The organism is Salinarimonas ramus, from assembly GCF_014645695.1.
Taxonomy (GTDB): Bacteria; Pseudomonadota; Alphaproteobacteria; order Rhizobiales; family Beijerinckiaceae; genus Salinarimonas; species Salinarimonas ramus.
Map to the genome: position 1 here is coordinate 96,446 of NZ_BMMF01000010.1, position 12,367 is coordinate 108,812.

The 12,367-nt window shown below is 70.3% G+C and carries 10 protein-coding genes; 7 read left to right on the forward strand and 3 right to left on the reverse strand.

Annotated elements, in window-relative coordinates:
- Window positions 1-10 precede the first annotated feature (10 nt).
- Window positions 11-2,095: a 3-hydroxyacyl-CoA dehydrogenase NAD-binding domain-containing protein gene (locus tag IEX89_RS16655; protein WP_188914377.1), complete on the reverse strand. Its 2,085-nt coding sequence runs from the start codon at window positions 2,093-2,095 to the stop codon at window positions 11-13.
- A 217-nt stretch (window positions 2,096-2,312) separates the two neighbouring features.
- Here IEX89_RS16655 and tyrS point away from each other — a divergent pair, with 217 nt between their 5' ends.
- Both tyrS and IEX89_RS16665 read left to right on the forward strand, forming a co-directional pair.
- The gene (gene tyrS, locus IEX89_RS16660) at window positions 2,313-3,584 is read left to right on the forward strand and encodes a tyrosine--tRNA ligase (RefSeq protein ID WP_188914378.1); all 1,272 of its coding nucleotides are present in this window, start codon (window positions 2,313-2,315) and stop codon (window positions 3,582-3,584) included.
- Between the two features lie 87 nt (window positions 3,585-3,671).
- Window positions 3,672-4,130, forward strand: a complete 459-nt coding sequence (locus IEX89_RS16665; RefSeq protein WP_188914379.1) for a helix-turn-helix domain-containing protein — start codon at window positions 3,672-3,674, stop codon at window positions 4,128-4,130.
- 302 nt (window positions 4,131-4,432) lie between these two features.
- Here the strand turns inward: IEX89_RS16665 and IEX89_RS16670 are convergent, their stop codons facing one another.
- Window positions 4,433-5,299, reverse strand: a complete 867-nt coding sequence (locus IEX89_RS16670; protein ID WP_188914380.1) for an NAD(P)-dependent oxidoreductase — start codon at window positions 5,297-5,299, stop codon at window positions 4,433-4,435.
- A gap of 211 nt (window positions 5,300-5,510) precedes the next feature.
- Between IEX89_RS16670 and IEX89_RS16675 the strand changes: the two genes are divergently transcribed.
- Both IEX89_RS16675 and IEX89_RS16680 read left to right on the forward strand, forming a co-directional pair.
- Window positions 5,511-6,755, forward strand: coding sequence for a flavin-dependent oxidoreductase (locus tag IEX89_RS16675; RefSeq protein WP_188914381.1), 1,245 nt, complete (start codon window positions 5,511-5,513; stop codon window positions 6,753-6,755).
- A gap of 90 nt (window positions 6,756-6,845) precedes the next feature.
- A complete protein-coding gene (locus IEX89_RS16680; RefSeq protein ID WP_188914382.1) occupies window positions 6,846-7,748 on the forward strand; it encodes a DMT family transporter in 903 nt (300 codons plus the stop codon).
- 7 nt (window positions 7,749-7,755) lie between these two features.
- Here IEX89_RS16680 and IEX89_RS16685 read toward each other — a convergent pair whose 3' ends face one another.
- The gene (locus IEX89_RS16685; RefSeq protein ID WP_188914383.1) at window positions 7,756-8,850 is read right to left on the reverse strand and encodes a hypothetical protein; all 1,095 of its coding nucleotides are present in this window, start codon (window positions 8,848-8,850) and stop codon (window positions 7,756-7,758) included.
- Window positions 8,851-9,061: 211 nt separating this feature from the next.
- On the opposite strand from IEX89_RS16685, the gene IEX89_RS16690 reads away from it, so the two are divergent.
- The 3 genes from IEX89_RS16690 (at window position 9,062) to groL (ending at window position 12,304) form a co-directional block, all read left to right on the forward strand.
- Window positions 9,062-10,030 carry a DMT family transporter gene (locus IEX89_RS16690; protein ID WP_244645530.1) on the forward strand — a complete coding sequence of 323 codons (969 nt, stop codon included), beginning with the start codon at window positions 9,062-9,064 and terminating at the stop codon, window positions 10,028-10,030.
- Between the two features lie 216 nt (window positions 10,031-10,246).
- Window positions 10,247-10,537 carry a co-chaperone GroES gene (gene groES, locus IEX89_RS16695; protein WP_188914384.1) on the forward strand — a complete coding sequence of 97 codons (291 nt, stop codon included), beginning with the start codon at window positions 10,247-10,249 and terminating at the stop codon, window positions 10,535-10,537.
- A 114-nt stretch (window positions 10,538-10,651) separates the two neighbouring features.
- Window positions 10,652-12,304, forward strand: coding sequence for a chaperonin GroEL (gene groL, locus IEX89_RS16700; RefSeq protein ID WP_188914385.1), 1,653 nt, complete (start codon window positions 10,652-10,654; stop codon window positions 12,302-12,304).
- Window positions 12,305-12,367 lie beyond the last annotated feature (63 nt).

Genomic DNA, 12,367 nt, shown 5'->3' on the forward strand with positions numbered 1-12,367 from the left:
GGCGTGCCTCTCAGATATCCGAGAGGCGCCCGCCCTCCGCCGCGAGGCGGCGCAGCAGCGCGGGCGCGCCGTAGGCCTCGCCGTGGGTCGCCGCATGGCGATCGAGCGCGTCGACGATCGCGGCGAGCCCCGTCTCGTCGGCGAAGAACATCGGGCCGCCGCGCCAGGCGGGGAAACCGTAGCCGTTGATCCAGACGACGTCGATGTCCGAGCCGCGGATCGCCTTGCCCTCCTCCAGGATGCGCGCGCCCTCCGCGATCATCGGATAGAGGCAGCGCTCCAGGATCTCCTCGTCGGAGATCGCCCGGCGCGCGATGCCCTTCTCCGCCGACATTGCGAGCACGATCTCCTCGGTCACCGCCGAGGGCGAGCCCTTGCGGGCGTCGTCGTAATCGTAGAAGCCGGCCTTCGTCTTCTGCCCGCGCCGGTCGCGCTCGCACAGGCGCTCCTTGAGCGTCTCGCCCTTCGAGGTCTCCCGCGACCAGCCGAGATCGAGCCCGGCGAGGTCGCTCATCTGGAAAGGCCCCATCGGCAGGCCGAAGGCGACGAGGACGCGGTCGACGTCCCAGGGCATGGCGCCTTCGAGGACGAGGTTCGTCGCCTCCGCTTGCCGGCGCGCGAGCATGCGATTGCCGACGAAGCCGTGGGCGACGCCGACGCAGACCGCGATCTTGCGCAGGCGCTTGGCGAGCGCCATGGCCGTGGCGATCGCGTCCGGCGCGGTCTTCTCGGCGCGCACGACCTCGAGCAGCTTCATGATGTTCGCCGGCGAGAAGAAGTGCAGGCCCAGCACGTCCTGCGGGCGGGCCGTCGCGGCGGCGATCTCGTCGACGTCGAGATAGGAGGTGTTGGTGGCGAGCAGCGCACCGGGCTTCGCCACGCGGTCGAGGGCCTGGAAGACCGCTTGCTTGACCTCCATCGTCTCGAAGGCGGCCTCGACCACGAGATCGGCGTCGGCGAGGTCGTCGTAGGAGAGCGAGGTCGCGAGCCGGCCGAGCCGCACCTCCGCCTCCCGTCGCGAGATGCGCCCCTTGTCGGCGGCGCCCGCGTAGGTCTTCTCGATCATCCCCCGCCCGCGGGCGAGGGCCTCATCCTTGGCCTCGACGATGGTGACCGGGAAACCCGCGTCGAGGAAGGCCATGGCGATGCCGGTGCCCATCGTGCCGGCGCCGACGATGCCGACGCGCTCGATCGGACGGGTCGGCACGTCCTTGCCGATGCCGGGGATCTTCGCCGCCTCCCGTTCGGCGAAGAAGGCGTGGCGCAACGCTTTCGATTGCGGGCCCGTCTCCAGCTCGCGGAAGGTCTCGCGCTCCAGGGCGAGGCCCTCTTCGAAGGGCCGATCGAGCGCCGCCTCGACGCAGGCGATGGCCCGCACGGGCGCGACTTGCCCGCGCAGACGCTTCGCCGCGTAGGCGCGGGCCGCCTCGAAAGCCGCCGGGTCGGGGGCGAGCTTGCCCGTTTCGTCGCGCACGCGGCGCAGGAGACGCTCGCGCGGCAGGTTTCGCGCGAGGAGATCGCGGGCGAAGGCGATCGCGTCCGCGCGCAGGCTCTCCTCGCTCGCCGCGAGCGCGTCGACGACGCCCGCCTCCAGCGCGGCCGCCCCGACGAGACGCTTGCCCTCGACGATGACGCCGAGCGCGGTTGCGACGCCCGCCAGCCGCGGCAGGCGCTGCGTGCCGCCGGCGCCCGGAATCACGCCGAGCGAGACCTCCGGCAGGCCGAAGGCCGCCTTGGGCGTCGCGATGCGGTGGTGGCACGCCATGGCGAGCTCGAACCCGCCGCCGAGCGCCGTGCCGTGCACGGCGGCGACGATCGGCGTCGTCGCGCCCTCGAGCGCCGCCATCACGTCCTGCAGCGACGGCTCGGCGCGGGGCTTGCCGAACTCGTTCACGTCGGCGCCCGCGACGAAGGTGCGGCCCGCGCAGATCAGCACGATGGCGCGCACCGCCTCGTCGGCGCAGACGCGCCCGATCGCCTCGACGAGCCCCGCGCGCAGGGCGGCCGAGGTGGCGTTCACCGGCGGGTTGTCGAGGGTGACGATCGCGATCTCGCCCTCATGGTCGAGGGTGACGATGTCGGCTCCGGCGGTCATCGAGCGGCCTCCTCACGTACGCGGTCCTCCCCCTTCGCATGCCCGTGCGGCACGGGAAAGACGCGCGCACGCCAGAACCGATCTCGCGCCGGTGAAGGGCCCGGCGCGTGCCCCCTCGTTTCGCACGTGCCAAGTGCTGCGCGGACTGCTAAAGGCCTCGCGTCCCGGATCGCCCGGGCGAAAGCCACGCAAAGAGGCGAAGAGAAAGAGAGACGCCATGAGCGCGCCCACCGCACTCACCCTCAAGTCGGATTTCCTCGCGACGCTGCAGTCGCGCGGCTACATCCACCAGTGCTCCGATTACGCGGGGCTCGACGAGAAGGCTCTGGAGGGGGCGATCACGGCGTATGTGGGCTACGACTGCACGGCGCCCTCGCTGCATGTCGGCTCGCTCGTCTCCATCATGATGCTGCACTGGCTGCAGAAGACCGGCAACAAGCCGATCGTGCTCATGGGCGGCGGCACCACCCGTGTCGGCGACCCGACCGGGCGCGACGAGGCGCGCAAGCTCCTCTCGGAAGAGCAGATCGAGGCCAACAAGGCCGGCATCAAGCGCGTCTTCTCGAAGTTCGTGACATTCGGCGAGGGCGCGCGCGACGCGGTGATGGTCGACAACGCCGATTGGCTGCTCGCGCTCAACTACATCTCGTTCCTGCGTGACGTCGGCCGGCACTTCTCCGTCAACCGCATGCTGAGCTTCGATTCGGTGAAGCTGCGGCTCGAGCGCGAGAGCGAGTTCTCCTTCCTCGAGTTCAACTACATGCTGCTGCAATCCTACGACTTCGTGGAGCTGGCGCAGCGCCACGGCGTCAACCTGCAGATGGGCGGCTCCGATCAATGGGGCAACATCGTCTCCGGCATCGACCTCGGCCGGCGCATGGGGACGCACCAGCTCTACGCGCTGACCTGCCCGCTGCTCACCACGGCGTCGGGCGCCAAGATGGGCAAGACGGCGGCGGGCGCCGTGTGGCTCGACGAGAGCATGCTCTCGCCGTGGGATTACTGGCAGTTCTGGCGCAATACGGAGGACGCCGACGTCGAGCGCTTCCTCAAGCTGTTCACGCTGCTGCCGCTCGACGAGATCGCCCGCCTCGCCGCGCTCCAGGGCGCGGAGATCAACGAGGCGAAGAAGATCCTCGCCACCGAGGCGACCGCCCTCCTCCACGGTCGCGAGGCGGCGGACGAGGCGGCGCAGACGGCGCGGCGCACCTTCGAAGAAGGCGCGCTGGCCGACACGCTGCCTACGGTGGAGATCCCCCGCGCGCGCCTCGCCGAGGGGCTCGGCGTGCTCACCGCCTTCGGCCCCGACCTCGCCGGCCTCGTCCCGTCGACGAGCGAGGGGCGGCGCCAGGTGAAGGGCGGGGGGCTGCGCGTCAACGACGTGGCGGTGACCGATCCCACGGCGACGCTCGGCGAGGACGACCTGCGCGAGGGCGTGATCAAGCTCTCCTTCGGCCGCAAGAAGCACGTGCTGCTGAAGGCGATGTGAGGACGACGGGTGCCGCGTCCGGTGGGCGCGGCACTTGCGCTTCGCTCCAGGCTTACAGATATTACGGATATCTGACTGGAGGACGCCATGGTGATGTCGGCGACGAAGATCGCGGTGCCACCGGAGGAACGCGACATCGCACGCGAAGCAGCGGGTCTGCTCAGCCGAGCCGCATCCGGCCCGGGAGGACAGCTTCTGGTGCGCGATGCCAGCGGGACTCAGGTCGAGATGTCGTTGACCGCGGCGACGGCAGGTGCGCTCGCGACCGTTCTCTCGCGCCTCGTCGATGGGGACGGTCTCGTCGTCCTGGGCGAGGAGGAGGAGCTGACACCCGAGCAGGCCGCGACGGTGCTCGGCGTCTCGCGGCCCGTCGTCTACCACCGCATGGATACGCACCGACTGCCGTTCCGGCAGGTCGGCACGCATCGACGCGTGAAGCTCAAGGACGTCCTGGCCCTGCAGGCATTCGAGGACGAACGCCGACGTTTCTCACGTGCGTTGAGCAAGGACACTGATGATCAGGACCTCGCGAGCCGTGGGGCCTAGCGTCGTCCTGGACGCCTGTGTCCTGCTGCCGCCGCAGCAGCGGAACTGTCAGTGCTCGAAGCAATTTGACCAACCCACGATATTCGACGGAGCATCTCCTTCCCTGTAGGGGAAGGTGGCTCGGCGCGCAGCGACGAGACGGATGGGGCGCGCGGGACGCGCGTTCGGCGAAGCCGAACCCGGCGCGCGAGATCCGGCACAGGGGCTTCCGCTGCGCGGAACGCGCCGCCGGCGCGCCCCATCCGTCACCGGCTTACGCCGGCGCCACCTTCCCCTACAGGGAAGGAGAGCGGCCGCCCTCCTCACTTATCCAGCCGCGCCACCAGGCTCGACGTGTCCCAGCGCTTGCCACCCATCTTCTGGACGTCGGAATAATACTGGTCGACGAGCGCGGTCAGCGCGAGGGTCGCGCCGTTCTTGCGCGCCTCGTCGAGGACGATGTTCAGGTCCTTGCGCATCCAGTCGACGGCGAAGCCGAAGTCGAACTCGCCGGCCGCCATCGTCTTCCAGCGGTTCTCCATCTGCCAGGAGCCGGCGGCGCCCTTGGAGATCGTGTCGAGCACCGCCTCCATGTCGAGGCCCGCGCGCTTGCCGAAATGCACCGCCTCGGCGAGGCCCTGGACGACGCCCGCGATGCAGATCTGGTTGACCATCTTGGTGAGCTGGCCCGATCCCGCGGGGCCGATCAGCTTGCACATCTTGGCATAGGCCTGGATCACCGGCTCGACCTTGGCGAAGGTCGCCTCCTCGCCGCCGCACATGACGGTGAGCGCGCCGTTCTCGGCGCCCGCCTGCCCGCCGGACACCGGCGCGTCGACGAAGCCGAAGCCCTTCTCCCAGGAGAGCGCGGACAGCTCGCGGGCGACCTCGGCGGAGGCCGTGGTGTGATCCACGAAGATCGCGCCCTTGGCCATGCCCTTGAAGGCGCCGTTCTCGCCGATCGTCACCTCCCGCAGGTCCTCGTCGTTGCCGACGCAGGCGAAGACGATCTCCTGGCCCTCCGCCGCTTCCCGCGGCGTCTTGGCGAAGGCGCCGCCGTGCTCGGAGACCCAGCGCTCGGCCTTGGAGAGCGTACGGTTGTAGACCGTGACCTCGTGGCCCTTGTCCTTGAGGTGCCGCGCCATGGGATAGCCCATCACGCCCAGTCCCAGGAACGCTACCTTCGCCATTGCTTCGCTCCTCGATGCGGGAATGCGTCTTGCCGTCGGGGCACGGTTCTAGGTCGAGCGGCTTGGCCGGTCAAACACCGATGCGCGCACGTCGCGCCGCACGCGTCCGCTCCGCGAGGCCGGGAAGCCTGCGCCCGCTTGGACTCCGCACGTCGTCTGCGCTTTAATCGCCCCACGAATAACGCTGCGTAAGACGAGGGGAAGGCGAGAGATGAAGGCGATCGTCGTCGGAGGCGGCATCGGCGGCCTCACCACGGCCCTGATGCTGAAGGAGCGCGGCCTCGAGGCCGAGATCTTCGAGCAATCCTCCGAGATCCGCGAGCTCGGGGTCGGCATCAACACCCTGCCGCACGCCATCAAGGAGCTGAAGCGGCTCGGGCTCCTGCCCGCCCTCGACCGCGTGGGCTTACGCACCGCGGAGCTGATCTACACGAACCGCTTCGGCCAGGAGATCTGGCGTGAGCCCCGCGGCATCGAGGCCGGCTTCGACGTGCCGCAATTCTCCATCCATCGCGGGCGCTTGCAGAGCGTGGTTCACGAGGCGGTGAAGGCGCGCCTCGGCGCCGACGCCATCCGCACCGGCTGCCGGCTCGGCGCCTACGCGCAGGACGAAGGCGGCGTCGTCGCCTGGTTCTTCGACCGCGAGGGGCGCCACGTGAAGACGGCGCGCGGGGACGTGCTGATCGGCGCGGACGGCATCCACTCCTTCGTGCGTTCGAGCCTGTTTCCGCAGGAGGGGCCGCCCGCCTGGAACGGCATCATGCTCTGGCGCGGCGCGACCGAATGGCCGGCCTTCCTCACCGGTCGCTCGATGATCGTCGCCGGCGGCATGAAGGAGAAGCTCGTCGTCTACCCCATCGCCGAGGGCCATCGCGCCGGCATGGTGCTCATGAACTGGGCCGTCGCCGTGCGGCTCGGCGACGGCTCGACGCCGCCGCCGCGGCGCGAGGACTGGTCGCGTCCGGGGCGTCGCGAGGAGCTGATGCCGCACGTGGAGCGCTTCCGCATCCGCCACCTCAACGTCCCGGCTCTCATCGAGGCGACGCCGGAATTCTACGAATACCCGATGTGCGACCGCGATCCCCTGCCCCGCTGGAGCCATGGACGCGTGACGCTGCTCGGCGACGCGGCGCATCCCATGTACCCGGTCGGCTCGAACGGCGCGAGCCAGGCGATCCTCGACGCGCGCTGCCTCGCCGACAGGCTCGCGGGCTGCGACCATCCCATGGCGGCCTTGCGCGCCTACGAGGCCGAGCGCCTGCCGAAGACGGCGGAGATCGTGCGGGCCAATCGCAGCGGCGGGCCAGAAGGCGTCATCGACGCCGTCGAGGCGCGCGCACCCGACGGCTTCGACGACATCGACGCCGTGCTCGGCCATGCCGAGCGCGAGGCGATCGTGAAGGGCTACGCCGGCAAGGCGGGCTTCGCCCGGGGCGCCGACGCCAAGGCGGCGTGACAACGGCCGCACCCCTTTCCCGGTGCGATCGTGCATGCGACAAGTCCGGCTCCCCGCGAGCCGGATTACACCCGCCATGACGCGCACCCGATGACAGCCCCCACCGCCCTCGATGCGGCGCCCGCCTCGCTCACCCACGCGGCGCGCGACGCGGTGCTCGGCATCGGGCTCCTGTGCGCCATGGACGCGGTCGTCAAGGCGACCACGGCGCGCTATCCCGTGGTCGAGGTCTCCTTCCTGCGCTTCGCCTTCGGCGCCTTGTGGATGATCCCCGTCGTGCTCTGGGCGCGCCCGCGCCTCCCCTCGCGCGAGGCACTGCGCGTGAACGCGATTCGCGGCCTCCTCGTCGTCGCGACGGTGCTCACCTTCTTCACGAGCCTCGCGCGGCTGCCGCTCGCGGAAGCGACGGCGCTCGCCTTCCTGGCGCCGACCTTCATGGCCGTGTTCGGGGTGATGCTGCTCGGCGAGCGGGTCGACCGGCGCATCGTCGGCGCGCTCGTCGTCGGCTTCGCCGGCATGCTCGTCATCGTCTTCGGCCAGGGCGATCCGACGGCGGGGCTCGACGGCTTCCGGCTCGATCCCGTGGGCGTCGCCGCGGGGCTGTCGGCGGCTGTGTTCTACGCCCTCGCCATGGTGCTGGTGCGCGCCCGCGCGCGCATCGACGGCATCGTCACCATCGTCGCCCTGCAGAACCTGGTGCCGGCTGTGATTCTCGCCGTGCCGGCGGTGTTCTTCTGGGTGCCGCTCGCGCCCGCGGACGTGGGGCTCTTCACCCTCGCGGGCTTTCTCGGCGCGAGCGGGCACCTCCTCCTCACCCGCGCCTTCCGCGCGGCGGAGGCGTCGCGCCTCGCGCCGCTCGACTACACGTCCCTCGTCTGGGCGACGGTGCTCGGCTTCGCCTTCTTCGGCGAGGTGCCCGGCCTCGCGACGTTCGCGGGCGCGACCCTGATCGTCGCGGGCGCGATCGTCGCCTCGCGCCGAAAGCGGGGCTGAGGCGTTCTCACGCGGCGTGCGGGCAGGCGCGCGCGACGATGTCCTCCGCCGGCACGGCTTCCGGCGGCTTCGGGCGCAGCGGCGGCCAGGGATTGGAGAACATCGCCTCCTCCGGCACCACATGCCCCCAGACCTGCCCGTAATCCTCGTGCTCCGGCCCGCGATGGGCGTCCGTGATGTACGAGAACTCGAGGTTCGGCCAGACCTGCGGCGCCTCGTCGTGATGCGCGGCGCGGGTGACGTGCGTGGGGACGAGAACGTCGGTGTGGTAGATCCCGGAATAGAAGTCCTGGGAATGGTCCTGCGGCACGGTACGCGGCAGCGTCCCGATCGGCGTGCGGCGGGGGCGCAGCGGCGCGAGGCCGCGATTGTGCCAGGTGCAGCTGCCGAACCGCTCCGCCGCCTCCCGGTCCTGCCCGAGCCCGCCGTTGCCGATGGAGCGCAGGGCGAGGTCCATCACCTGGTCGACGGCGTCGGCCAAGTCGCGCGCCTCACCGGAGGCGACCATCTTGCTCGCCCAGTGACCGGCGGAGTTGATGGACATCATCAGCCCGCCCGGCACGCGGCGGTCGTGGTTCTGCGTGCCGTGGGCGGAGGGGTAGAAGAAGTTCGCGCCACCCTTGTAGAGCCGCACGCGGTCGGTGCGCAGCGGCACGGCCTCCGTGTAGATCACGTCGCAGGCGACAGGCGCGAACTCGACGAAGTAGAGGTCCGCCACGCGCCGGCAGATCTCGACGAGCGCGTCCGACGGCTGGCAGTCGACGAGGCGCCGGCTCGCCAGCATGACGAGGAAGCCGCTCGGGCCACCCTCGAGCGCCGCGCGCTTCCAGTCGCGGCGCGCCTCCTGCAGGCGCGCCCGCAGGTGCTCGTCGCCCCGCGCGATGTCGTCGTCGTCGAGCCAGCAGCAGGCGATTCCGATGCCGCGCAGGCCGCGGGCGGCGACGCGACCGAAGAGGCAGGGCTGGTAGCGGGACGCCCAGGCGAGGAGCGCGTCGAGCCGCTCCTCGCGTGGACGTTCCGTGTCGAGCACGACCTCGTGGGCGGCGTCGATGTCGGCGCCGAAGGAAAGCGGCGATGCCGGGCGCGGGAGAGCGTCGAGCATCGCGTTCAGTGATCGCGTGCTCGCGACGTTGGTACTGTCGACCCGAGAAGGTATCAGCATGGCTAAGCAATCTCCGTTTGAGTAACCGGTAATTGCTTCAAGCCTAGCGGACGGTCAAGAGATCGCCTGGGAGTAGCGCCTCTTCTGAATTGCGTTTGATGCAACACGGGTATAGAAGCGTGCGCCGACCGAGGCGAGGGCGAGGTCATTCATGCGCAACGATCCCGTGGAGCAGGACCCGCCGGCGCCGGCACCCGCGCTGCCGGACAGCCCCGCACGGACGCCCGCCGCAGGCAGGGTACCCGGGCGTGCGCTCGCCATCCTGGCGATGATCGGCTCGGCCGCCTGCTGGGGATCGGCGACGGTGATGTCGCGCGATCTCCTCTACGCCATCCCTCCGGTGACGCTGCTGGTCGTGCAGCTCACCGCGAGCGTCGCCTTCCTCGTCGTGCTCTCGGCGCCGCACGTGTTCTGGCGCTACCGTTCGCGCCGCTTCGCCAGAGCCGCCTCGATCGGCCTGCTGGAGCCCGGCGCCACCTACACGATCGGCCTCGTCGGCCTCGCTTTGACGACGGCGGGCAGCGCCTCGGTGATCGGCGCCTCCGAGCCGGTGCTGATCCCCCTCGTCGCCTTCCTGATCTTCGGCCACCGGCCATCGCGGCGGCTCGTCGCCTGCATCGCGGTGGCGACGCTCGGCCTCGTCCTCGTCTCCAGCGCCTCGGCGGCGCTGCCGGGGGCGAGCCCGCTCGGCGACCTCCTCATCGTCCTCGCGACGCTGACGGCGGCCACCTACGTCGTGCTCTCCGCGCGGATCGCGGGGGATTACCCGACGGCGACGCTCGCATCCGGCCAGCAGGCGGTCGGCCTCGCCTTCGGGCTCGGCGCTTTCGCGCTCGTCGCGGCGACGCGCCTCGACGAGACCGGGCTCGATGCGCTCACGCCGGGAATCCTCGCCTACGCGGCGCTCTCGGGCGTGGTGCAATACGCGCTCGCCTTCTGGCTGTATCTCATCGGGCTGCGGCGCTTCTCGGCGGGCGCGGCGGGGCTGTGGCTGACGCTGATCCCCGTCTTCGGCCTCCTGGGCGCCTGGCTCTGGCTGGGCGAGGTGCCGACGCTCATGACCCTCGTCGGCGCGGCGATGATCGTCGCCGCGGTGACGCTGGGGCGCGGGGAGGAATAGCGGCGCCGGCGCGAGCGGGCGAGCCCGCCCCGGGATTGCATCCGCTCGAGATGGCGCAGATCGCACGGACCCTCGTCCTTGACAGGACGCCGCAACCCACCTATCTCGCGATCACGCTTTGGCACTCACGAGGATCGAGTGCTAACAGCCCAGAGCAACCCGGACGGCGGGTGCGTTCTATCCGAGCGCGCTCCGCCTGCATAGAGGACGCCACCCATGAATTTCCGTCCCCTGCACGACCGCGTCGTCGTCCGCCGCATCGAGGCGGAAGAGAAGACGAAGGGCGGGATCATCATCCCGGACAGCGCCAAGGAGAAGCCCCAGGAGGGCGAGGTGATCGCCGTGGGCCCGGGCGCCCGCGACGAGACCGGCAAGGTCCAGCCCCTCGACGTCAAGGCCGGCGACCGCGTCCTGTTCGGCAAGTGGTCGGGCACCGAGGTCCGCATCGACGGCCAGGATCTCCTCATCATGAAGGAGAGCGACATCATGGGCGTCGTCGCCGCGTAATCGCGGACGCGATCCCGTCGCACGTCACTCCCACGAATTCGCCCCCGCGCGCGCCGGCTCGGCCCCATGCCGAGCCCGAGCCGCACCGGGGGCCGCACACCAAGGATCGAACACATGGCTGCCAAGGACGTGAAGTTCTCGTCCGACGCCCGCGAGCGCATGCTCCGCGGCGTCGACATCCTCGCCGACGCGGTGAAGGTCACGCTGGGCCCCAAGGGCCGCAACGTCGTCATCGAGAAGTCGTTCGGCGCGCCCCGCATCACCAAGGACGGCGTCACCGTCGCCAAGGAGATCGAGCTCTCGGACAAGTTCGAGAACATGGGCGCCCAGATGGTCCGCGAGGTCGCCTCGAAGACCAACGATCTCGCCGGTGACGGCACGACGACGGCGACGGTGCTCGCCCAGTCGATCGTCAAGGAAGGCGCCAAGGCGGTCGCCGCCGGCATGAACCCGATGGACCTCAAGCGCGGCGTCGACATGGCGACCGCCGCGGCCGTCGCCGACATCCAGGCGCGCGCCCGCAAGGTCGAGTCCTCCGGCGAGGTCGCCCAGGTCGGCACCATCTCCGCCAACGGCGACGAGCTGATCGGCCACATGATCGCGGACGCGATGCAGAAGGTCGGCAACGAGGGCGTCATCACGGTCGAGGAGGCGAAGACCGCCGAGACCGAGGTCGACATCGTCGAGGGCATGCAGTTCGACCGCGGCTATCTCTCCCCGTACTTCATCACGAATGCGGAGAAGATGATCGCCGAGCTCGACGATCCCTACATCCTCATCCACGAGAAGAAGCTCTCCTCGCTCCAGGCGATGCTGCCGATCCTCGAGTCGGTCGTGCAGTCGGGCAAGCCGCTGCTCATCGTCGCCGAGGACATCGAGGGCGAGGCGCTCGCCACGCTCGTCGTCAACAAGCTGCGCGGCGGCCTCAAGGTCGCGGCCGTCAAGGCTCCGGGCTTCGGCGATCGCCGCAAGGCCATGCTCGAGGACATCGCCATCCTCACCGGCGGCACCGCCGTCTCCGAGGACCTCGGCATCAAGCTCGAGAACGTGACCCTCGAGATGCTCGGCCGCGCCAAGCGCGTCCGCATCGAGAAGGAGAACACCACGATCATCGACGGCGCCGGCTCGAAGGACGACATCGAGGCGCGTGTCCAGCAGATCAAGGGCCAGATCGAGGAGACCTCCTCGGACTACGATCGCGAGAAGCTCCAGGAGCGTCTCGCCAAGCTCGCGGGCGGCGTCGCGGTGATCCGCGTCGGCGGCGCGACCGAGATCGAGGTCAAGGAGAAGAAGGACCGCGTCGACGACGCCCTCAACGCCACCCGCGCGGCGGTCGAGGAAGGCATCGTTCCCGGCGGCGGCACCGCTCTGCTGCGCGCCAAGAAGGCGGTCGAGAAGCTCACCTCCGACAACCCGGACATCCGCGCCGGCATCAAGATCGTGCTGCGCGCGCTCGAGGCGCCGATCCGTCAGATCGCCGAGAACTCGGGCGTCGAGGGCTCCATCGTCGTCGGCAAGATCACCGACAACACGAGCTCCGAGACGTTCGGCTTCAACGCCCAGACGGAAGAGTACGTGGACATGCTGGCCGCCGGCATCGTCGACCCGGCCAAGGTCGTGCGCACGGCCCTCCAGGACGCCGCGTCCGTCGCGGGCCTGCTGATCACCACCGAGGCGATGATCGCCGAGGCTCCCAAGAAGGAGTCCTCCGGTGGCGGCGGCGGCATGCCCGGCGGCATGGGCGGCATGGGCGGCATGGACTTCTGATCCGACGCCCGGCTCGCGCCACGCGAGACGACAGGAAGGCCCCCGGGGAGACCCGGGGGCTTT